This window comes from Noviherbaspirillum sedimenti (assembly GCF_003590835.1).
Classification (GTDB): Bacteria; Pseudomonadota; Gammaproteobacteria; order Burkholderiales; family Burkholderiaceae_D; genus Paucimonas; species Paucimonas sedimenti.
Window position 1 is genome coordinate 1,056,017 of record NZ_QYUQ01000002.1, and the last position, 20,766, is coordinate 1,076,782.

Genomic DNA, 20,766 nt, shown 5'->3' on the forward strand with positions numbered 1-20,766 from the left:
CGTTACCTCCACGGCTGCTCCGGTTGCTTCCAGCGGGAGCACTTCGCCGGGTGGGGCTTGCACCCACTGGAACAACATCGCCTTATCACGGCGCACACCCATAGCGGACATTCCCGAGTCCTTACGGCCCAATCCATTTCATCGGACCTGGTAGCGCAATGCGTCGACCAACAACGCGAATGCAGGCGAAGGCTGCCGCCGGCTTGGATAATACAAGTGATAACCTGAAAAAGTCGGACTCCAGTCTTCAAGAACTTGTATCAACCGGCCTCTAGCGACCTCTTCTCTCACGAAATCCTCAAGCATAAAGCCCAAACCTAGGCCCGCCACAGATGCCTTGAGCATTTGCGACACGCCGTTCACGACAAGTTGCCCGTCAACGCGCACATTCAGCTCACGCTTCCCTTTCTTCATTTCCCATGCGTACAGCCCGCCCAAGGTTGGTAAACGGAGATTAATACAAATGTGATCAGTCAAATCCTGAGGTGTCTTGGGCGGCGAGCGCTTCGCAAAGTAGGCAGGCGACCCGACAACTACCATTTGCACATCTGGGCCGATGCGCACAGCGACCATATCTTTCGCTACTTGCTCCCCGAGCCGCACGCCGGCGTCGAACCGCTGCTCGACAATATCGACCAACCTGTTTTCCGAGTTGATCTCGACCTTAATGTCCGGATATTTCGGCAGGAACTTTGCCAAGGTCGGCATGAGGATCGCATTGGATGCGTGCTCGGATGCGGTAAGGCGAACAGTCCCTGCAGGCTTATCACGCAGTTCGCTTAAGGCCGCCAACTCAGCCTCAATCTCTTCAAACCGTGGCGCCAAGGTTGCCAGCAGCCTTTCACCTGCATCGGTCGGTGAAACTTTGCGGGTCGTTCTAGCTAGTAAGCGAATACTCAGCCTTGACTCAAGTCCACTGATTGTTTGGCTCAATGCCGACGGTGATATACCAAGTTGCGCTGCTGCGCGGGTAAAACTTCCTTCACGGGCAACCGCGACGAAAGCCAAAAGATCATTAAAGTTTTCTCGTGCCATTATTTAGCCATTCTTAATAGTTCATGCAGATTATATGGGATTATCAAATCGAGTTGTATTGTCTACAGTAGTAGTCGACAAAGCGACATTGCTGATGATGTCTTAGAGCTTTTGGAGCAGCTCGTTCTGCCATTGCACCGAATAGCACCTTCGACATCCGGATGGAGAGTAAGAATGAAACAGCGCCAACTTGGAAACACCGACCTGAGAGTTTCAGCAATTGGCCTCGGCTGTATGGGCTTGAGCTACGGATATGGTCCCGCAACCGACAAGCAAGATGCAATCAAGCTGATTCATGCTGCTGTCGAGCAAGGTGTGACTTTTTTCGATACGGCAGAAGCCTATGGACCGAACGAGGAACTGGCTGGCGAAGCCTTGGCACCCTATCGGGACAAGGTGGTCATTGCCACCAAGTTCGGCTTCAAGAATGGGGACTCCACTGCCGGGCAGGATAGCCGCCCCGAGCGGATCAGACAAGTCGCCGAGACGTCGTTGAAACGATTGAAGACCGATCGCATCGATCTGTTCTACCAGCACCGTGTTGATCCGGACGTGCCGATTGAAGATGTCGCCGGCACGGTAAAGGACTTGATCCGGCAAGGCAAGGTCAAGCATTTTGGCTTGTCGGAAGCAGGCGTCGCCACAATCCGCCGCGCCCACGCAGTGCAGCCTATAGCCGCTTTGCAAAGTGAATATTCATTGTGGTGGCGGGAACCCGAGAAGGAAATTTTGCCGGCACTGGAGGAACTGGGCATCGGTTTCGTGTCGTTCAGCCCGTTAGGCAAAGGTTTCTTGACGGGTGCTATCAACGAAAACACCCAATTCGACAGCAAGGATTTCCGCAACATAGTGCCTCGCTTCGCGGAAGAGGCACGCAAGGCGAATCAGGCACTGGTCGACCTGTTGGGCGACATTGCCGCGAGCAAGCATGCCACCCGCGCACAGATTGCACTGGCCTGGCTGCTGGCACAAAAGCCCTGGATTGTGCAGATTCCAGGCACCACTAAGTTACATCGTCTAGAAGAAAACATCGGCGCCGCCAATGTGGAACTGACGCCAGACGAAGTAAACAATATCGACGCGGCCTTTTCGCACATTAATATTCAGGGCGACCGCTATCCAGCGCCCCTGCAGGCGCGCGTCGGACGCTAATCGTTTAACGAAGTCCAATATGAAAGATCGCGGTTCCATATCTCGGAGAAACATCCTGGCTTCCATGTTGTTGCCCATTATTGCGGACACCAAGGTCGCACTCGCGGCGCAGAATGCTGGTCAATCGAATGCCAGTCAACGCTCCGCCGGCAATATACTGGTCGCCTTCTTCTCTAGAAGTGGAAATACCCGCGTAATCGCCGGTCAGATTCATCGGGCATTGGGCACGGCGCTTTATGAGATCCAGCCTGCCACGCCATATCCCGACGACTACGAGCAAGCAGTCGAGCAGGCCCGCAAAGAACGTGACAGCGGGTACCGGCCCGCTCTCAAAGAAAGTGTTCCGAATATGGCGAGCTACAAAACCATATTCCTGGGATTTCCGATCTGGGGTGAAACCGCACCTCCCGTGATCCGTGCATTCTTGGCAAGCCATGACCTGGCAGGCAAGACCCTGATTCCGTTTATCACACATGGCGGCTACGGACTTGGTAGCAGCTTGTCCGTCGTTGCTGCTCATGCTCCCAAAGCACGACTGCTTGATGCCGGCTTTACCATGCAGGCCGATCAGGAAAGGCAGACCCTTACGCGCGTAACGAGCTGGCTGGAAAAAATCAAGACTAAATGAAAAGGAGAATAGACATGGCAACTAAACCAGATACACAAGGAAATCGCCGTAGGTTCCTGCTTGCAGCCGGAAGCCTGGCTGCAGCGCCACTTGTCGGACACACCCAGGAGAAAGCTCCCCCCAAGGCTGGCGCCTCATCGAGCCCTGCTTCAGCGAACCTGACGGGACGCCGCAAACTTGGGGCACTGGAAGTCTCCAGCGTCGGTCTTGGTGTGCAGAACATGAGCCGCACCTATCAGACGACGGTGCCGAGCCGGCCTGAAATGCTCAACATCATTCGCACAGCGTATGACAGAGGCGTCACCTTTTACGATGCGGCCGAGGCTTACGGTCCGCATGAGGTGGAACGGATCCTGGGCGAAGGCGTGGCGCCTTTCAGAAACAAGGTCGTGATCGCAACCAAGTTCGGCTGGAACATTGAGCAGGAGACCGGCAAGCGGCTTCCGGGACTGAACAGCCGGCCAGAACACATCAAGCTGGTCGTCGAGGGGATGCTGAAACGGTTGCGGACCGACCGCATCGATTTGCTGTACCAGCACCGGGTTGATCCGCAAGTCCCGATTGAGGATGTGGCCGGCGCCGTCAAGGACCTGATGACGCAGGGCAAAGTCCTGCACTGGGGCCTGTCCGAGATGGGGTTAAATACCCTGCGCCGCGCGCACGCCGCGTTGCCCGTCAGTGCGGTTCAGAATGAATATTCGATGCTATGGCGTGGCCCGGAAAAAAGCGTGATCCCTCTCTGCCAGGAACTGGGAATCGGCTTTGTTCCCTGGAGCCCACTCGGGGTTGGATTCCTGACAGGTGCCATTGATGCCAACACGCGGTTCGCTGATGGCGATATTCGCAAGATTGAGTCCCGGTTCGCCCCTGCGAACCTGCCTAATAACCTGGCGCTCGTCGAGTTATTGACGACCTGGGCAGCGCGCAAGCAGGCCACTCCCGCACAAACTGCGCTGGCCTGGTTGATGGCTCAGAAACCATGGATCGTTCCCATCCCCGGAACCACTCAGATGCCCCATATGATTGAGAACATCGGCGCAGCCTCGGTTCGTTTCAGTGCGGCGGAACTTACCGAGTTAAACCGGTCCGTGTCCGCCATCCAAATCCGTGGGGCACGGTTGCCAGACGCAGTCCAGGTGTTCTCAGACGTCGAGGCGCCTCCGAAGAGCTGACTAGGTACAGGAAAGCTGATCCATGACTAAAGCAAATCCGCCGCCGCCCATCACTTCCATTGCCGGGTATCGCTCGGCGGTTGACGAATTCGATCGTCTTTGGGAAACGGGCACGACGGATGAGCAACAGCAGCGGATGAGTAATCTACTCGGCCTGATCGAGTTGTTCGAGGCGACGTGCTCTCAATATCGCATCCACGCACACACTGAATGAAAGCAGCAACAATGAAATTACTTTCGGCAGCAGTAATCGCATTCCTTCCAGTAGCTTCGCTGTCGCTGGCAGAGGAGATACAGGCGGTGAAAGTCACACGGTTCGGCTCACAACCGTCCGCTTCAGGCCCTGCAGAAAACTTCACGGGCGCAGTGCGGATCGATTCGCGTTTTCAGGGAACGAGTCCGGCGCGTGTCGGTGGTGCGACTGTTACTTTTGAACCTGGCGCGCGTACGGCCTGGCATACCCACCCCTTGGGCCAAACACTGATTGTCACCTCAGGCACCGGCTTCGTTCAGCACTGGAACGGGCCAAGGCAGGAAATCAAGCAAGGTGACACCGTATGGATTCCGCCTGGTGTCAAACATTGGCATGGAGCCTCAGCAACGACGCCCGTGGCACATGTAGCCATCGCTGAGGCCCTTGAAGGAAAGACCGTCGAATGGATGGAGAAGGTGAGTGATGCGCAGTACGGTATTCAACCGAAACCGGCCCAAGGCAAGACTACGCAACCCACGCCAGCCCAGAAAATGTATGGGAATATTTCTCCCAAACTTGCCCAGCTCACTGACGACGTTCTGTATGCAGATGTATGGGAACGCCCAGGACTTTCCAAGCGAGATCGTAGCCTGGCAACGATCAGCGCACTGATCGCCATGAATCGGCCCGACCAGCTTCGCTCTCACATCACAAGAGCACGCGATAACGGCGTGACGCAAGATGAAATCATCGAGTCGATCACTCACCTAGCGTTCTATGCTGGCTGGCCTAGCGCTGTCACTGCAGTCGCTGTCGCCAAAGAGGTATTCCAGAAAACACCGGCCAAGTAATCATCGATCACCGGACACATTTTTTATTAAGACAGGAATTTCCAAATGAAGCTTAAACTTTTGAATGCAACGCTAATGACCGCAGCCATCGGCATTTCAAGCGGCGCGGCGGCCGCGGACTATAAAAAGAACCCATTCACGCTTGCTTATGACGGCGCGATTACCGAAAACGTAAAAGGTAAGGTCAATATTCATCCGGTGACCTATAAGCTGAATGGCCTGGATATTGCTGCCAACGTGTATACGCCAGCAAACTACACCCCAAACAGGAAATATCCGACGGTGGTCGTAGCACATCCAAATGGTGGCGTGAAAGAGCAAGTCGCTGGACTGTATGCCCAACGTTTGGCAGAACAAGGCTACATCACCATCACTGCCGATGCCGCGTATCAAGGCGCGAGCGGCGGTATGCCTCGCCAAGTGGATAAGCCGGCAAACCGGAGCGAGGACATTCACGGTATGGCTGACTTCATCACGCAATATGCGGGTGCGGATGCCAGCCGACTAGGTTTACTTGGACTTTGTGGCGGCGGCGGTTATTCATTAAAGGCGGCGCAAACCGACAAACGATTCAAATCCATCGCTACTTTGAGCATGTTCAATTCCGGCCGGGTTAGACGTAACGGCTACATGGATTCGCAACTATCGTCCATACAGGAGCGCATAAAGCAAGCATCCGATGCGCGTGCGCAAGAAGCGGCCGGAGGCCAGGTTATCTATGCAGGCGATGCTAATCTGACCGACGAACAAATCGCCAAGCTGCCATTTGATCTGTATCGCCAGGGCTATGCATACTACTGGAAGACCCATGCCCATCCGAATTCGACCTTCAAATACACAATGAGTAGCTTGATCGACTTAATGAATTTTGATGCTGCCACCAACATGGATCTGATCAATCAGCCATTGCTGATGATTGCAGGCAGCAAAGCCGACTCACTGTATATGAGCGAGAGCGCATTCAAGGACGCGAGCAATGCAAAGGATAAAAAGCTTTTCTTGATTGACGGCGCCACCCACATCGAGACCTATTGGAAGCCGCAATACGTAAATCAGGCCATGGGTGCATTGACCCAGTTCTTCGGCAAATATCTTTAGGAACGATCCATGCGCCATAACCATACCGCTGTCACGGCGAGCAATACTGTGGCCATCGCGTTCGCCCAGCTGAATGCATCCCATCCAGCAATTTCGCCCGGGCCGATTGAACGGACTACCAGCGGGCCGATGATCTGGCCCGCCGCAAATCCGGCGGTCATCCGTCCAAGGAGCATGGTCGGGTCAGCAGGCATTCTTTCGCGCGCCAACTGTAACCCGGCCATCGTCGCAACCATAAAAGTACCCCCGACCAGCACGGCGGATACAGCGATGGACCATAAGGAATTCACGAACAGCGGTAACAGCGTGCCAAGCGCCATGCACCCTTGTGCCAGCGCCCACACGTGCGTCCGCTTCCAGCCAGACATCCAGCGCGACACAAGCGCAACGGAGACTGCTGCGGCCAATCCGAAGATGGGCCAGGTTAGACCGAATATCTGTGGATCCGAGGACAACTGCCTTGCCATTGTCGGCAGAAACGTTGCAGGGATGATGTAGCCAAAGCCGAAAGTGCCATAGCAAATCACCAGCGCGGCATTTCCTTGCCGGCCGTCGGGCACACTCGTTGCAATCGTGGGCGGCACCGGCGTGCTGACGACAGATAAGCGATCTTTCATGCAGACCATGGCCAGCACTGTTCCAGCACACGCCAATACGCCCAGTGCAAGCCAGAGAGAGGATGCAGATCGCTGTCCGCCAAGCCACGTCAGTACACCCGTCACAGTGATGCCCAGACCGACCCCGGTGTAAATCCAGCTACCCTGTTTCGACGCCCTCCTCGCGGCGAGTGCATTGAGGCACCAGCCGGAAGTACATACCAATACCCAGGCGCTGAAAATGCCCGCTGCGCCCCGCAGAATCGTGCCCAACCATGTAAAGGTGGCACCTGCAAACACAATGCCCAGGGTCGTGATACCGATACCCAGCAGTCCAAGCATCATGCCGCGCCGCGTATTCTTTGCGAATCTGGACGCACTTAACGCACCGATCAAATAACCAATGTAATTGGCCGCGGCCCATTCTGTGCCGGCTGCAATGTCGATGATTCCGTCCCGAAGCATCAGAGGCATCAGCGGTGTAAATGCAAATCGCCCAATGCCCATGGCAACTGCCAGGGAAATGATGCCGCCTACGAGGATCGGCAACGTGCTCCGGTCACTGTCTGTTTTTTTATCCAGGGTCGTATCCATGGCACTTACTAGAATTCATGGGAGCAAAATAATAGTCAGCGCGTCGCAGCGCAAATGTCCAGGACGAGGCCGCGCAGCCAGCGATGCGCCGGATCGGCATCCATTCGCGGGTGCCAGAGCATTGAAATGATAACTTCCGGTGCGGGGAATGGCAGGGGAAAACTATGCATTCCCACGCGCAAATTTCCGGTGTGTCGTTCGGGCACGGTGGCGATCAGATCGGAGGCGCGGGCAAGCGCCAGCGCAGCCGAAAAGCCGCCGACGATGGTGGCAATCTGCCGTTCCAGCCCGAACGCTTTCAGGGCTGCATCGATCGGCCCTTCCGCGAGGCCGCGCCGCGAGATGCCGATGTGCCGGCCAGCCGCATAACGGGCAGGCGTGATCTTGCCCCGACTCAGCGCGTGCCCGGCGCGCGCAACGCCAATGAAACGGTCGCGGAACAACACCCGCGTGCGCACTTCCGGACTCATCACGTCCCCGACCACGCCGGTCTCCAGATCGACCGTCCCGTCGCGCAGGGAGCGGCTCTCTTTGTCCTGTTTCTGCACGAAGCAGAGCCGCACGCCAGGCGCCTCCGCGCCGACGCGCGCAATGAGATCCGGTCCGAAATTCTCGACAAAGCCTTCGCGGGTACGCAGCGTAAACGTCCTGACAAGCTGTTTGAGATTGAGTGTCTCGGCAGGGCGCAAAACCGCTTGCGCATCCTGAACGAGCTGGCTGACCCGCTCGCGCAGTTCGAGTGCGCGCGGGGTAGGCACGAGGCCTCGCCCGGCTCTGACCAGCAGCGGATCGCCGGTGGTCTCCCGCAGGCGCGCCAGTGCCCGGCTCATCGCCGATGGGCTAAGCCGCAGACGCTGTGCTGCGCGCGCCACGTTGCCTTCCGCGAGCAGCACATCCAGGGTGACCAGCAAGTTGAAATCCGGGGTCGACATGCAGGAATTTTAGCGCAGTTGGTCCATGATATGGCGTCAAACGCACGAATAAAGTGCAAATGGTGCGTCTTCCGCCATGCCAGGCAAGCGCGTATGGTTCAGGTAGATCCATTACATTTGCCAAATAAGCGGAGTTCATCATGAAGCCAATCCCGGCAAAACGCGCCGAGGCAGCAGCCGGAAGTTTGGAGCCCACGCCGTCGGTACGCTGGGGGCTCGCCAGTCTTTCGCTCTCCATGCTGCTCGCCTCGCTGGGCACCAGCATCGCCAATGTCGGCTTGCCGACATTGGCGCAGGCATTCAACGCCTCCTTCCAGCAAGTCCAGTGGGTCGTCCTTGCCTATCTTCTTGCCATCACCACCCTGATCGTCAGCGTCGGACGCCTCGGCGACCTCATCGGCCGCCGGCGGCTGCTACTGGCCGGCATCTTTCTGTTCACGACAGCCTCGGTCCTGTGCGCCGTCGCGCCCACGCTTTGCATGCTGATTGCCGCCCGGGCGCTGCAGGGCTTGGGCGCCGCCATCATGATGGCCCTCACGATGGCATTTATCGGCGAAACCATACCAAAGGACAAGACCGGTAGCGCCATGGGGCTGCTCGGCACGATGTCCGCGATTGGTACCGCACTCGGTCCCTCGCTCGGCGGCGTCCTGATTGCCGGGTTCGGTTGGCCTGCGATCTTCTTAGTCAATCCGCCGCTGGGCATCCTGACGCTGCTGCTCGCGTATCGCTTCCTGCCCGTCGATCGCCGCGCGGCGCAAACGGCGCGGACCGGCTTCGACCACGTGGGCACGCTGTTGCTTGCCATGACGCTCGCAGCTTACGCGCTTGCCATGACGACGGGGCGCGGCAATTTCGGCCTGCGCAACGTGGCGCTGCTGTTGGCGGCGGCAGTCGGCGCCGCCCTGTTCGTGCGCGCCGAGACAAAGGCCAGGACGCCGTTGATCCAGCTGGCGATGTTCCGCAATCCGGTGCTGGGCGCGGGTTTTGTCATGAGCGCCCTGGTCACGACCGTGGTGATGGCAACGCTGGTGGTCGGGCCCTTCTATCTCTCCGGCGCGCTCGGGCTTGACGTAGCCCGTGTCGGGCTCGTCCTGTCGGTTGGCCCGCTTGTCGCCGCATTGACGGGCGTGCCGGCCGGCCGCATCGTGGACCGCTTTGGCGCGCACCGCATGACGCTTGCCGGACTGATCGGCATGGCAGCCGGCGCCTCCATCCTGCCCATGGTGCCGACGCATTTCGGCATCCCGGGCTACCTCCTCCCGCTCGTTATCATCACCGCCGGCTATGCGCTGTTCCAGGCGGCCAACAACACTGCCGTTATGACGGATATTCGACCGGACCAGCGCGGCGTCATCTCCGGGCTGCTCAACCTGTCGCGCAATCTCGGCCTCATCACGGGCGCGTCCGTGATGGGCACCGTATTCGCTTTCGGATCGGCTGCGACCGACATGATGACAGCACGTCCTGAGGCGGTTGCAAACGGCATGCAGATGACCTTCACCGTCGCGGCGGTGCTGGTCTTCGCAGCCCTTGCCATCGCTTTTGCAAGCCATCACTGGCGCGATTGACGGACTATTTTTTCGCCGCTTTCGCCACCGCAGGCTTTTTTGCATTGCCCTGCTTTTCTTTCTCGTGTTGATCGAGGCATAGCAAGGTATCGGCGTAAGACATGAACCGGTTGAGATAATCAGGCGAGATATCGCGCATCAATGCCAGGGAACGCAGCACCAGCATATGCGAATTGATGGGCCCGGCATTCTTTGGCGCTTGCTCCAGTGCCTGTGTCAACTGCTTGTCAACGCTCAGTTTTGACCAGGTATTTCTGAAGCGCTGTATGGTTTTCAGTTCGACACGCAATCCAGCATGCGCCGCCGAATGTACATCCTGCACATTCTGCACATCCGCATTTTCCGGCACATGTTGCTCAAGTTGGCGCACCAGCGCCCCTAGAGTGGCGGATTGTTCGCTGGTCTTCAGGGTGGCGATAAAGCGTCGCAATCCCTTGAAATCGCCGGCGACAAAAAGCCGCTGCAGATCGTTGGCCGCATGGGGATATTGCTGGACACTGCGGGCGACGGCATCGCTGGCATCGCATCGCGCAAGATCAAGGCGTTCTTTAAACACGGCCAGCGTTTGCGCCAGCCTGGCGTCGAGCATGCGCTTGACGCCTCCCTGATACGCTGCCGCGCGTTTGGCCAGCACTTCAATATAATGCAGGCGCACGGGATCAAACTGCTCCGCGCCTGCCGTGCGCAGGGAAGCGATCAGCGCGCTGAAATCAGCGGGCGCATCCAGTGGTGCATCCGCGATTTCCCTGTGATCGGCTTCATTCATGAGACGGTGCTTCAGTCATGAGACGGCGCCTGGGCATTGGCGGTTTTCGGCACGGGCGCCATTTCCACCCGCCGGTTTTGCGCACGCGCGCCATCATCGGTGTTGGGCTTGACCGGCTGCTCGGCACCAAAGGCTGCCGCAAATACCATGGAAGACGGCATGCCTTCTTCGATCAAGGTGCGGGTGACTGTCAACGCGCGCTGGGCCGACAATTCCCAATTGTCGGCGAAGGGGCCGCCCCGGATCGGCTTGTCATCGGTAAACCCGCTTACCATGAGCAGTTCATCACGCGCCGTCAGGTAAGCCCGCAGCGGTATGACCAGGCTATTTAACAGTTGCCGGCCTTCAGGCTGCAACTGGTCCGAATTGAGGGCGAACAGGACCTGGCCACTGATGCCAATACGCCCGTTGTTCAAGGTGATGCGTCCCGTGGCCAGCGGAATCGCCAGGGCTTTTTCCAGGCTCATGCGGCGCTGCTCTTCGATCTGGCGCTTTTTTACTTCGTCTTGCAGGTGCGATGTCAATTCCATTTGAACGGCAACCACACCGACCAATATCAGCACAAAAGCACCCAGCAGGCTGGACATCAAGTCGCCAAAAACCGCCCAGACCGGCGCGCTGTGTTCCACACCTGTGTCACTTTCATCCACGCTGTTATCCACTACCGGACCTCTTCGGCATACTTGGCTTGCGTGGTCGGCAGTTGTCGCGGCAGTTGTCGCAACTCTTCAAAGATTTCTTTTTGCGACGTCATGGAGAGGTCAATGATTTCACGCGCCTGCGCCACGTAATAGGCGAGTTGTTCGTCGCTTCTCGACATGGATTTGTCCATCGCACCCTCGATGCGCTGCAGGCTAGCAATCAGCTTGTCATTGGCTTCATTGAACGCGTGCACGGCAAAACCAAAAGCTTCGGAGAGGCTCGCCACGTCGACCGCGCTGCTGGTGACGTGGGCGGCGCTGTCGGAGAGTTTGGCGGCCTCAATGGCAACATTGTCTGAAAACGCGCTGGCCGTCGCGTCGAGTGCCGTCGCGGAAGAGGAAACCAGGGAATCGATCACGGCGCGCTGCTCCAGCGACGCATGATTGATCGCATCGAGCAGTGCATTGAGCGTTGCCATGATGCGGCTGCGTTCCTCAAGCAGTTCGTTGTCGCGCGCGACACTGTTGGAGATTTCCTGGCGCAATTGCCCAATCACTTCCGCCGCAGCGCGTGGCGCTTCCGAGGCAGTCTGGATGAGCCGCGCGATCGGTTCTTCCAGCGCGGTGCCCAGCGTGGTCAAATGACTTGCCAGCGCAGTTTGTAATTGCCCCAGCCGTTCCACCGCTGCATTGCCGCGCGCAGCTTCTGCATCCCTGAGTGCGCCGATTTCAGCGCGCAACAGGCTGGCCAGTTGATCCATGCGTTCGCGATGCTGGTCGATCCACTGGGCTTCGGAGGCAATGCGGGAGCGCATCAATTCTTCTGCGCTCGCAATCAGACGTGTGGATTCGGCGAGCGTCTTGCCGGCGCTGGCCTGGGCATGGTCGGTGATGTCTTGCGCGGTCCGGGTCAGGCTGTCGCAGATTTGCTGCTGCTGGGATAGCGTTTGTGCGCCCGTTTGCTGCAATTCGCGGGTGAGCGATGCCGCCATTGTTTCCAGCGACTGTGTCCAGGACTGCTGTTGCTGTTTGTCGCGTTCTGCCTGTGCGGTCTGCAGGCTGGTGTAAGTCTCGCCAACCGTGGCCACGAGGGCGCCGGAACGCTGCTCGAATGTCGCGGTGAAGGCATCCAGTGAGCGGCCCACACTGGCGACGATGCCGGCGCTTGCCTGTTCGTGGCTGCTGAGTGCCGCCGTCCAGGTTTCGGCCACGGTGGTGGCGGTAACGCCGAAGCGCGCGGAAAGCCCGTCGAGTTGCCGCTCTACTTTCTCGGTCATGCGTTCGTGCATCAGATTCGCTTCACGCGCAATCCCGCTCATCGCCGCCTCGACCACGGGCTTGATACTTTCGCCGGCAGCCTGCGCGCTTTGGCTCAAGCTTTCGCGCAGGGATTGATCGACTGCGCGTGCCAGATCGGTATATACGCCTTTCACATTGCTGTGAAAGTCTTCCTGATTGCCGAGCAGGCGCTGGCTCAATTGTTGGCCCAGCTGCTGGTTCATATCCGCCATCTGCGTCATCATCGCCTGCAATTGATCGACGACGGCAGGCAAGGCCTGGGATTGCAACTGCAGCGCCTTGAAGGTTTCCTGGCGCTGATGGGTGAGTGAAAAGCGGCGCAATACCGTGGCGATCCTGGTGTCCAGCAGTTGCGCTGCCAGCATTCTTTCGCGTCGGCTGAGTGCGGACATCAAGCCCAGCATCGCGGAGGCGGCAACCCCTGCCACCGAGGTGCCGAACGCCAGCCCCAATCCCGAGACCGGCACCGCAAGTGCGGAGCGCATCGCCTGCAGATCGGTGGTTTTTTCCAATGCAAAGACTGCGCCCTTGAGCGTGACGGCCATTCCCAGGAAAGTGCCGAGCATCCCCAGCATCACCAGCAGCCCGACCAGATACGGCGTGAGGGTGGGACCGGGCAAGCCGACACGTTCGCCCTCGATGCGCAAACGCACGGGGTTTTGCAGCGAAGGATGCACGCTGGCCAGCCACTTATCGAGACCTGCGAGGTCTGCAAGGTTTGCCAGACTTTCAGGAATCGCCGCCAGCGCGTCCGCCAAGGTGGCCGTCGCCTGACGAAACTGACGCAGTTCGAGCGCGCCAAACACATAGACTGCGCCGATGATGGCCGTCATCGCCAGCGCCAGAAAACTGGAGTCGATGAACCCGACCCCCACCCAAATTACCCCGAGTGCCCCCAGGAGGAAGGCGGCTGCAAATAAATGCTTATTTAATTTTTTCATCATTGCTTATCTTGTGTGATTGCTTCGATGAGCCCCATCGCAGGTTGCAGGCGCAGCTCCACTTCAGCCAGCAGCAGCGTTTGCAGTTCATTGCAAAAACGCGCCAGCCAGCCTCCCGCTTGCATCCAACCGGCAGGGTTGTCTGCCTGCTGAGTATCGACAAGCTTCTGTTGATGTTCTTTGAATAATTGTTCAAAACGTTTTTTGAGAAGCCCCGGCACCGTCGAGAGCAATTTGCTCTCGCGCTCGCGCAGTATCCCCTCGAACGCCGCATCCAGGTCGGCAAGCTTCTTGAGCGTCGGGGACGCCTTCGCAAGCGCTTCCCGGACATTGACCCGCAGGGGGTGAATGCGCAATTCCATGTCGCGTTGATGCGCCTCATAAAACCGACGATACGGCACGACAGCAGCCGCGAGGTCCATGGGCAGTGCAAGTTGTGGTACGGGCAACTCGTTGTGTGACTTGCCCAAGTTGGGCGAGCAACTCTTCGTGATCGCATTCACCAGGCTACCCCGTATCCGATCGAATTCGACGCCGACGGCAACACACGCGGCAGATTGCGCCTCGGAATGCATTTTTGGCAAGCCGGCAATGCTGTCGTTGTGCACAGCGGACAGGATGATTGCGTCGGTAAAGTGTACCCACAGCCCCAGTTTTTCTGCGAAAGCATTGCCCGGCTCGACAGCATCCACCATCGCCATGTCTGCGAGACAGCGAATGAGTTTTGAACTGTGGAAATTCGTACGCGGCAAGACTCGCGCCATAGGCAGGGGCTATCAAAATCAAAAAAACAGGGACCAGGCGACTAGTGGCTCACACCGTTTCTCCGCATGAACACGCGTTTTGGGCATGTTTTTGGCGTATTTTGGCGAATCTGGCGCATTTCCGTCGGCCCGGCGAAAAAAAAGTCGCCTTTGGCGACCATTTCATGGCTTACATCAAGCGGCGATTATATCTCGGAGGGGTATGAAACTCAAACGGAGCATACCAGCCTTTTTAGATGTTTAGACGCCTTTGTTGCTGGCCGCAGCTGGGCATGATTTACTTACTAACGGCCTCGAGCGCGATGTCGAGGCGGTCGTGAGCGATTGTATTCGGGCGTGACGAACAATAGACCGTGGGCAGCGGCGATCTCTGCTTTCAGGCAATGGCCACACCAAGCGCTTCAGCAACTTCCTCGTGCGTAGCGCCATGCTTGGCGGCTGCATCGGGTCAGCAATTGCTTTTGGTAGTCATTCCAGTCGAGCATCATGTTGGACTCCTTTCGTAATCATCAAGGTTTGAGGTTCGGTCGCATTGTCAGAACATCGTATTGTTGTTGGCGGAATTGTCCGGCACGATTTGCAACACATCCCAGTGTTCGACAATTTTGCCGGTATCATCCAGGCGGAAAATGTCGATGCCGGCCCAGTCATGGTCGCCCGGCCATTGCTGAAAACAATGCAGCACGACGAGATTTCCCTCGGCGATCACCTGCTTGAAATGTACACGCTTGCCCGGATATTCGCTGGCCATCCGTTCAAAATATGCGATGAAAGCGTCAACGCCGTCGGCCACATGGGGATTGTGTTGAATGTAGGTATCGCCGATATATTGACGTGCCGCCTCGCGCGGCTGACATTGATTGAACATCAGGTCGTAGAAGGCGGTGACGTTTTGTTTGTTGCGTTCCAGTTGCGTACTCATGAGCGCTCCATAATTCATGGTTCCAGTTGATTTGGCTTACCAGCAGGTATTGGCAGTAATCCAGTCGGGTTGGGCGTTTCGATGTCATGGCCGACAATGTTCGGTATCGCCTTGTTCCATCCTTTCGTCAAAAAAGACGACACGCTGCGGCGCATGGCGGGCTGACCGGTTTTTGACCCTTTACGGAATCTCCAGATTCCGGTTCACCCGCCGCAACAATTCGCGCAATTGTTGCTGCTGCGCGGCGCTCATGCCTTCGACCGCTTTGGCGCTCATCTGCCTTGCCTGCTGCTGCAGGCTGCGCTGCACCGCCTTTCCCGCAGCGGTCAATGAAATCCTCGTGCTGCGCCGGTCGCTTTCATCGACCTCGCTTTGCAGCAAGGCTTGATCCCGCAAACCCCTGATCAGACGCGTCAACTGCGCCTTGTCGCGTCCGCTATAGTGAGCCAGGTCGCTCAAGGTCGCGCCGGGATGGCGCTCGAAGTAGCGCAGCACCCGGCTGTCCATTTGCGTAATGCCGTGGGAAATATCGCGAAGCAAGTGATTCTGCAGTGAACGATAGGCATGCATGGCGGTGTGCATCAACTCGAGGACATCGTCCTCGGATGCGCCGTGGGTTTGGTTGATATTGTCAAGTGGATTGCTCATAATGATGGATATTATCAAGTATCTTGATGCGCTCATCAAGATACTTGATAATATCGTCGCCATCACGCATAGGGGGTCAATCTCAATCCTTGGCCAAATGCGGCAGATATTCCCGAACAACTTCTTCGACTACTCTGGCTTGCAGTGCGTCTCGTCGTCGTTTGAGCGGGTCTCGTTCGGGTAATGTACTCATCCATTGCTTGAAACGGACAAATGCCATCGGATCGAGCGTGTTCATTCTCGCCATATCGCCATTGGTGGCAACGATGACGGCCGAAAATTGAGGGGAATCCAGCAACTCCTGGGCGCGTGGTGCCTGTACCACCCAGAAGTCTTCCTCATCTGCACTCAGCCGGACCGGATGCGGATCATCAGCAACTTGTTCTCGCCGAATAATGTCGACCTCAAAACCATCCTTGTTCACGGCGGTGTATTTTTGCGAAGATCGGATTCGGAAACTCGGGTCGACTTTCCGCAACACACCCAACATTGAAGTGTCAACATGATTCAAAGCAGTTGCAAACGCAACGCGCTTGCGCACGTCCCATAGCAGATCGATGTCGCGTGTGGCGACGGCAGCATCATCGAAGGTCACACCTGCAGCCGACTCATAAGCATACAGTGCATGCGTACCGACCACGCGGAAGTGCTCGCCAAGCCTGGTGGCGCTCAAGCGATTAAGAATTTCCACGATGAGCGGGGCAACGCGTCCCACCCGGAGGGCGCGATTCATTCTCTTGTGCTTGACTAGCGCAGTCTTCAAGCCATCCAGTCGCTGCTCAGCAGATTCCTTGCGTTGCCGGAAGCTTGCATAAATTGCCTCCGTCTCGGACGATCGTGGTCCCAGGCTTTTCTCGCTACCGCCAGGACTGGTACGCACCAGATAGACAGCATTAGGGGCGGACTCCGGGCCTTTGTGCCAGTACATGCCACCCCGGACTTGGGCTGCCTCAGTCAATGCCTCTTCGTACGCCTCAAAAGTGGCGACCGCATCGATATACTGACGCATGGCGTCCGCTGCTCGTTCTAGCAGAATGGGCTTTTCGGTATTTTTCATAGATTTTGTAATTTATACCGAAAAAACATTAAATTCAATGACTTACATAATTTAATTTGCCAAAAATTGTGTCTTTTTCCTGCGGGCGAATATGCGCGCCTCTCATGAATGCATGGCTTGCATCTGTCCTTGTGAAATCCCATGACCATGGGGGCGCCTTGCTTTGAATTCGCTGATGAGCCGGTCATCGGGCATGAATTTCATTTCTCCCTGAATCGACGGTAGCGTTCAATACGTACCCGGCAACAGGATCTTCTTGTCGACCTTCTTCACATCGGTCAGGCCGCAAAGCGCCATGGTGACGTCCAGTTCTTTCCGGATGATCTCCAGGCACCTGGTGACGCCGGCCTCGCCCATTGCGCCCAGGCCGTAAAGAAAAGCGCGGCCAATGTACACGCCCCTGGCGCCAAGCGCCAGCGCCTTGATCACATCCTGTCCGGAACGAATCCCACTGTCCAGGTGGATTTCGATGGCGTCGCCGACCGCGTCCACGATCGCCGGCAGCGCCGCGATCGACGATTCCGCGCCGTCGAGCTGGCGGCCGCCATGATTCGATACGATCAGGGCATCGGCGCCGCTCTTTGCGGCAAGGCGCGCATCCTCGGGATCCATGATGCCCTTGATGATCAGCTTGCCATCCCAGCGCTTCCTGACCCATTGCACGTCGTCCCACGACAGCGCCGGGTCGAACTGCTCCGCCGTCCAGGATGCCAGCGACGACATGTCCGACACGTTGCTGGCATGGCCGACGATGTTGCCGAAGCTATGGCGCCGCGTGTTGAGCATGCCCCAGCACCAGGCTGGCTTGGTCATCATGTTCAATATATTGGGCACGGTAAGCTTGGGCGGGGCCGACAGGCCGTTTTTCAAATCTTTGTGCCGCTGTCCAAGAATTTGCAGATCGAGCGTCAGCACCAGCGCCGAGCATTTCGCAGCTTTCGCGCGCTCGATCAGGCGGCCCATGAAATTGCGGTCCTTCAGGAAGTAGACCTGCATCCAGAATGGCTTGCTGGTATGGGCGGCGACATCTTAAGTGTACCAAACAGCCGGGTCATGCCCTTCTTTTTCAGGATATTCGCAGAGGTTTGCGCGAGGGAAAGGCGCACATTGCGGCGTGCATCAGCTCCAGCAGATCGTCGTCCGAGGCGCCCTGCGGCTGATTGACATTATCGCGTTCAGTACTCATAATTATAGACATTATCAACCATTTTGGCAGCATCATCAAGGTGGCCGCGCGCCTTTATCCCAACGCCTTTTACATGCCATTTATCGTTACCGAGCCCTGCATCCAGTGCAAGTACACCGACTGTGTCGAAGTCTGTCCAATGGACTGTTTTGTCGAGGGCCCCAATTTTCTCGCCATCGACCCCGATGGCTGCATCGATTGCTCAATGTGCGTATCAGAGTGCCCGGTCAATGCCATCGTCAACGCTGCTGAAGCAGATGAGGCACAGCAACCGTATATCGCCTTGAATGAGGAGCGGGCGCGTGACCCTAGATGGCCAAGGATTACACGCAAGAAAGCGCCGCTACCGGACCATGAAAAATGGAAATCAGTGATGGCCAAGAAGCATCTGCTTTTACTGACAGCCTGAATGACAGACTGAACTCAAGCAGGCGCGTACCTGTCTTTCATGGCAAGTCTGTCATAGATTAGTGAGAAGATTCAATGAGCAAAAACGTTCCGATCAAATCGGCCGAAGAAATCGCGAAGTCCCGAGAGGCTGGCAAGCTGGCTGCCGATGTGCTGCGCATGATCGCCCCGCATGTAAAACCTGGCGTCAGCACCGAGGAACTGGACCGGCTCTGCCACGATTACATCGTCGATGAGTTGAAGGTCATTCCCGCAAATGTCGGCTATCACGGTTTTACCAAGACGGTGTGCGCTTCGGTCAACCATGTGGTTTGCCATGGCATCCCCTCCCCCACCAAGATCCTGAAGAAGGGCGACATCATCAATATCGATGTGGCGATCATCAAGGATGGCTGGTTCGGCGATACCAGCCGCATGTACTTTGTGGGCGAACCCAGCCAGCTCGCCCGCCGGCTGGTCAATGTCACCTATGAAGCCATGCGCGCCGGCATCCTGCAGGTGCGCCCCGGCGCGACCCTCGGCGATGTCGGGCACGCGATCCAGACGGTCGCCCACCGGGAGGGATTCAGCGTCGTGCGCGAGTATTGCGGACATGGCATCGGCAAGGTCTATCACGATGCCCCCCAGGTGCTCCATTACGGCAACCCCGGCGAAGGCCTGCGCCTTGAAGAAGGCATGATCTTCACCATCGAACCGATGATCAATGCAGGCAAGCGCGACGTGAGGGAATTGCCCGACGGCTGGACGGTGGTCACCCGCGACCATTCGCTTTCCGCCCAATGGGAACACATGGTGGCAGTGACCGCCAGCGGCTTCGAGATCCTGACGCCATGGCCGGATGGCCTCGGCGAGTACCCGGCCATCGCCTGACAACAATCGAATTCATTTGGGGCGTTTCGGCGTGCTGATAAAAATAGAGTGCGCCATTGGGTGGCAAATGGGCGCACGCCATGAGTTACTCATTAGATGGCATTGGAACGCGCGATTTTTTCCGATGCTCTTTTTTTTGCGTGAACCGGCGCAGTTTCCTTTAATGCCAGTACCACCAGGAAGCCAATAAGCATGCTGCCTAATGCGAGATGCAAGATGTACTGTATGCCGAAGTGCTTCGCAACGTAGCCTGCGATCGCTGGAGCCGCTCCGCCACCAAAGATTTCGCCTGTACCAATGACAATCCCCGAAGCAGTCGACATCAATTTCGCAGGCACTGATTCCGCACTGAGTGGGCCTACGGTCAGGCAGATCATGCTGAATATGCAAAATAAGGTTAGCAGCAGGCAGGCGAAGAGACGATATGGATCGTCGCCGCTGCGCATCAGCATCAGCAGGCCTGCCGCTGCACCGATCACCGAGATCAACATGACAGGCTTGCGGCCAATCCGGTCTGATAGCGCCGGCATAACCAAGGTGCCTAACGTGCCGCCAAAGCCGATTGCGGACAAAATGAATCCCATCTGTTCCAAGTTCAGATGAAGATAGTCAATAAGATAGCTCGGAAAAAGGGCGCTCAGGATTACGAGTGTCGTTAGCCAGCAAAGCATGCCCACCATATTGAGCGGAATGTTCCGATAGCGGAAAACGGCAGTCCATCGATGTTGGGTAGTGTCGTGCGTTGCCGTATGCAGAGCTGCAACGGAAACGTTGGTATTACGCAGCGACTTGTACAATAAATAGGCAATAATCAAACCTGGCACCGACACCATCGCAAAAATCCAGTGCCACTCCACGACCTTTAGCAGTTGAGTGACCAGAATCGGTGCAAAGCCGAGCCCGAAAAGCGGCATTGCTGCCTGCTGGATGCCTACGTTTCGCCCCTGCCGCCTTGGTTCTGAGGCGTCCATCGTTGCGACAATGCTCGCCGGTGTGTAGGCGCCTTCAGCAAAACCCATGAAGGCGCGAATCATCATGAGGGCTCCTGCGCTCGCTGCAAAGCCACTGAAACCTGCCAGTAGCGAAAAGATAATTATGGCGGGAATAATGACCTTCCGGTGGCCGAACCGATCGGAAAGATTTCCCATGAACAGCGCGGAAACTCCCCAAGCGACTGCCAGGACGCCTGTTATGTAGCCAAGATCCTGATAGTCCAGGTGCAGCTCTTTTGCCATCACGGGAAAGAGTGGCAGGATCATGAAACGGTCAATGCCGACCAAACCGAAGCCGAGTGCCAGCAATATGATGGCCTTCCACTCGTAGCGGGTATCCCACTTGTCAATGCTATTCATCTCCATCTCCTCAATTCATTTCGTTGAACGTGTGTGAGTTGCCAAAAACAGTTCGCGCCAATAAGTCAGCTCCTTGGAGTTCTTCTCAAT

20 protein-coding genes and 1 pseudogene are annotated in these 20,766 nt (G+C 57.0%); 9 read left to right on the plus strand and 12 right to left on the minus strand.

What is annotated here, in order from left to right:
* Nucleotides 1-138: 138 nt before the first annotated feature.
* Nucleotides 139-1,035 (minus strand): LysR family transcriptional regulator, encoded by an 897-nt coding sequence (locus D3878_RS04970; RefSeq protein WP_119784469.1) that lies wholly within the window; start codon nt 1,033-1,035, stop codon nt 139-141.
* Nucleotides 1,036-1,209: 174 nt separating this feature from the next.
* Here D3878_RS04970 and D3878_RS04975 point away from each other — a divergent pair, with 174 nt between their 5' ends.
* The 6 genes from D3878_RS04975 to D3878_RS05000 are packed head-to-tail and all read left to right on the plus strand — an operon-like array spanning nt 1,210 to nt 6,129.
* A complete protein-coding gene (locus D3878_RS04975; RefSeq protein WP_119784470.1) occupies nt 1,210-2,187 on the plus strand; it encodes an aldo/keto reductase in 978 nt (325 codons plus the stop codon).
* A gap of 19 nt (nt 2,188-2,206) precedes the next feature.
* Nucleotides 2,207-2,815 (plus strand): flavodoxin, encoded by a 609-nt coding sequence (locus D3878_RS04980; RefSeq protein WP_199688086.1) that lies wholly within the window; start codon nt 2,207-2,209, stop codon nt 2,813-2,815.
* A 14-nt stretch (nt 2,816-2,829) separates the two neighbouring features.
* A complete protein-coding gene (locus D3878_RS04985) occupies nt 2,830-3,987 on the plus strand; it encodes an aldo/keto reductase (protein WP_119787707.1) in 1,158 nt (385 codons plus the stop codon).
* Nucleotides 3,988-4,009: 22 nt separating this feature from the next.
* On the plus strand, nt 4,010-4,201 hold the full coding sequence (locus tag D3878_RS04990; protein WP_119784472.1) for a hypothetical protein: 192 nt from the start codon (nt 4,010-4,012) through the stop codon (nt 4,199-4,201).
* A gap of 11 nt (nt 4,202-4,212) precedes the next feature.
* The gene (locus tag D3878_RS04995) at nt 4,213-5,031 is read left to right on the plus strand and encodes a (R)-mandelonitrile lyase (RefSeq protein WP_119787708.1); all 819 of its coding nucleotides are present in this window, start codon (nt 4,213-4,215) and stop codon (nt 5,029-5,031) included.
* A gap of 45 nt (nt 5,032-5,076) precedes the next feature.
* Nucleotides 5,077-6,129 (plus strand): alpha/beta hydrolase, encoded by a 1,053-nt coding sequence (locus D3878_RS05000; protein WP_119784473.1) that lies wholly within the window; start codon nt 5,077-5,079, stop codon nt 6,127-6,129.
* Here D3878_RS05000 and D3878_RS05005 read toward each other — a convergent pair.
* Together D3878_RS05005 and D3878_RS05010 are read right to left on the minus strand one after the other, a co-directional pair.
* Nucleotides 6,126-7,319, minus strand: coding sequence for a YbfB/YjiJ family MFS transporter (locus tag D3878_RS05005; RefSeq protein ID WP_119784474.1), 1,194 nt, complete (start codon nt 7,317-7,319; stop codon nt 6,126-6,128). The two genes, D3878_RS05000 and D3878_RS05005, sit on opposite strands and share 4 nt — an antisense overlap.
* 35 nt (nt 7,320-7,354) lie before the next feature.
* Nucleotides 7,355-8,251 carry a LysR family transcriptional regulator gene (locus D3878_RS05010; RefSeq protein WP_119784475.1) on the minus strand — a complete coding sequence of 299 codons (897 nt, stop codon included), beginning with the start codon at nt 8,249-8,251 and terminating at the stop codon, nt 7,355-7,357.
* A 140-nt stretch (nt 8,252-8,391) separates the two neighbouring features.
* On the opposite strand from D3878_RS05010, the gene D3878_RS05015 reads away from it, so the two are divergent.
* On the plus strand, nt 8,392-9,822 hold the full coding sequence (locus D3878_RS05015) for an MFS transporter (RefSeq protein WP_119784476.1): 1,431 nt from the start codon (nt 8,392-8,394) through the stop codon (nt 9,820-9,822).
* 4 nt (nt 9,823-9,826) lie between these two features.
* Here the strand turns inward: D3878_RS05015 and D3878_RS05020 are convergent, their stop codons facing one another.
* The 8 genes and pseudogenes from D3878_RS05020 to D3878_RS05060 form a co-directional block, all read right to left on the minus strand.
* Nucleotides 9,827-10,588 (minus strand): DUF2894 domain-containing protein, encoded by a 762-nt coding sequence (locus D3878_RS05020; RefSeq protein ID WP_119784477.1) that lies wholly within the window; start codon nt 10,586-10,588, stop codon nt 9,827-9,829.
* 11 nt (nt 10,589-10,599) lie between these two features.
* Complete coding sequence (locus D3878_RS05025) at nt 10,600-11,238, minus strand: OmpA family protein (RefSeq protein ID WP_119787709.1); 639 nt, start codon at nt 11,236-11,238, stop codon at nt 10,600-10,602.
* Between the two features lie 11 nt (nt 11,239-11,249).
* A complete protein-coding gene (locus tag D3878_RS05030) occupies nt 11,250-13,472 on the minus strand; it encodes a DUF802 domain-containing protein (protein WP_233556233.1) in 2,223 nt (740 codons plus the stop codon).
* Nucleotides 13,469-14,233 (minus strand): DUF3348 domain-containing protein, encoded by a 765-nt coding sequence (locus D3878_RS05035; protein WP_119784479.1) that lies wholly within the window; start codon nt 14,231-14,233, stop codon nt 13,469-13,471. Before D3878_RS05035 ends, D3878_RS05030 begins: the two co-directional genes overlap by 4 nt.
* Before the next feature lie 535 nt (nt 14,234-14,768).
* Nucleotides 14,769-15,155, minus strand: coding sequence for a nuclear transport factor 2 family protein (locus D3878_RS05045; RefSeq protein WP_119784480.1), 387 nt, complete (start codon nt 15,153-15,155; stop codon nt 14,769-14,771).
* 180 nt (nt 15,156-15,335) lie between these two features.
* The gene (locus D3878_RS05050; RefSeq protein WP_233556234.1) at nt 15,336-15,803 is read right to left on the minus strand and encodes a MarR family winged helix-turn-helix transcriptional regulator; all 468 of its coding nucleotides are present in this window, start codon (nt 15,801-15,803) and stop codon (nt 15,336-15,338) included.
* Between the two features lie 82 nt (nt 15,804-15,885).
* Complete coding sequence (locus D3878_RS05055) at nt 15,886-16,860, minus strand: GSU2403 family nucleotidyltransferase fold protein (protein WP_199688088.1); 975 nt, start codon at nt 16,858-16,860, stop codon at nt 15,886-15,888.
* A gap of 228 nt (nt 16,861-17,088) precedes the next feature.
* Nucleotides 17,089-17,889, minus strand: a pseudogene (locus D3878_RS05060) (alpha-hydroxy acid oxidase); the annotation flags it as partial.
* Between the two features lie 230 nt (nt 17,890-18,119).
* Between D3878_RS05060 and fdxA the strand changes: the two are divergent.
* The gene (gene fdxA / locus D3878_RS05065; RefSeq protein WP_119787712.1) at nt 18,120-18,455 is read left to right on the plus strand and encodes a ferredoxin FdxA; all 336 of its coding nucleotides are present in this window, start codon (nt 18,120-18,122) and stop codon (nt 18,453-18,455) included.
* Between the two features lie 74 nt (nt 18,456-18,529).
* Entirely contained in the window at nt 18,530-19,324 is a 795-nt protein-coding gene (gene map, locus D3878_RS05070; protein WP_119784481.1) for a type I methionyl aminopeptidase, read from the plus strand.
* 92 nt (nt 19,325-19,416) lie between these two features.
* Here map and D3878_RS05075 read toward each other — a convergent pair whose 3' ends face one another.
* A complete protein-coding gene (locus tag D3878_RS05075) occupies nt 19,417-20,676 on the minus strand; it encodes an MFS transporter (protein WP_119787713.1) in 1,260 nt (419 codons plus the stop codon).
* Nucleotides 20,677-20,766: the final 90 nt, after the last annotated feature.

What these genes read in the sequence shown, in the direction of transcription:
- map (WP_119784481.1), top strand. Translation starts at nt 18,530, where the DNA reads ATGAGCAAAAACGTTCCGATCAAATCGGCCGAAGAAATCGCGAAGTCC.
- D3878_RS04975 (WP_119784470.1), top strand. Translation starts at nt 1,210, where the DNA reads ATGAAACAGCGCCAACTTGGAAACACCGACCTGAGAGTTTCAGCAATT.
- D3878_RS05035 (WP_119784479.1), bottom strand. Translation starts at nt 14,233, where the DNA reads ATGGCGCGAGTCTTGCCGCGTACGAATTTCCACAGTTCAAAACTCATT.
- D3878_RS04995 (WP_119787708.1), top strand. Translation starts at nt 4,213, where the DNA reads ATGAAATTACTTTCGGCAGCAGTAATCGCATTCCTTCCAGTAGCTTCG.
- D3878_RS05010 (WP_119784475.1), bottom strand. Translation starts at nt 8,251, where the DNA reads ATGTCGACCCCGGATTTCAACTTGCTGGTCACCCTGGATGTGCTGCTC.
- D3878_RS04985 (WP_119787707.1), top strand. Translation starts at nt 2,830, where the DNA reads ATGGCAACTAAACCAGATACACAAGGAAATCGCCGTAGGTTCCTGCTT.
- fdxA (WP_119787712.1), top strand. Translation starts at nt 18,120, where the DNA reads ATGCCATTTATCGTTACCGAGCCCTGCATCCAGTGCAAGTACACCGAC.
- D3878_RS05015 (WP_119784476.1), top strand. Translation starts at nt 8,392, where the DNA reads ATGAAGCCAATCCCGGCAAAACGCGCCGAGGCAGCAGCCGGAAGTTTG.
- D3878_RS05020 (WP_119784477.1), bottom strand. Translation starts at nt 10,588, where the DNA reads ATGAATGAAGCCGATCACAGGGAAATCGCGGATGCACCACTGGATGCG.
- D3878_RS04980 (WP_199688086.1), top strand. Translation starts at nt 2,207, where the DNA reads ATGAAAGATCGCGGTTCCATATCTCGGAGAAACATCCTGGCTTCCATG.
- D3878_RS05000 (WP_119784473.1), top strand. Translation starts at nt 5,077, where the DNA reads ATGAAGCTTAAACTTTTGAATGCAACGCTAATGACCGCAGCCATCGGC.
- D3878_RS05005 (WP_119784474.1), bottom strand. Translation starts at nt 7,319, where the DNA reads ATGGATACGACCCTGGATAAAAAAACAGACAGTGACCGGAGCACGTTG.
- D3878_RS04970 (WP_119784469.1), bottom strand. Translation starts at nt 1,035, where the DNA reads ATGGCACGAGAAAACTTTAATGATCTTTTGGCTTTCGTCGCGGTTGCC.
- D3878_RS05075 (WP_119787713.1), bottom strand. Translation starts at nt 20,676, where the DNA reads ATGAATAGCATTGACAAGTGGGATACCCGCTACGAGTGGAAGGCCATC.
- D3878_RS04990 (WP_119784472.1), top strand. Translation starts at nt 4,010, where the DNA reads ATGACTAAAGCAAATCCGCCGCCGCCCATCACTTCCATTGCCGGGTAT.
- D3878_RS05050 (WP_233556234.1), bottom strand. Translation starts at nt 15,803, where the DNA reads ATGAGCAATCCACTTGACAATATCAACCAAACCCACGGCGCATCCGAG.
- D3878_RS05030 (WP_233556233.1), bottom strand. Translation starts at nt 13,472, where the DNA reads ATGATGAAAAAATTAAATAAGCATTTATTTGCAGCCGCCTTCCTCCTG.
- D3878_RS05055 (WP_199688088.1), bottom strand. Translation starts at nt 16,860, where the DNA reads ATGAAAAATACCGAAAAGCCCATTCTGCTAGAACGAGCAGCGGACGCC.
- D3878_RS05045 (WP_119784480.1), bottom strand. Translation starts at nt 15,155, where the DNA reads ATGAGTACGCAACTGGAACGCAACAAACAAAACGTCACCGCCTTCTAC.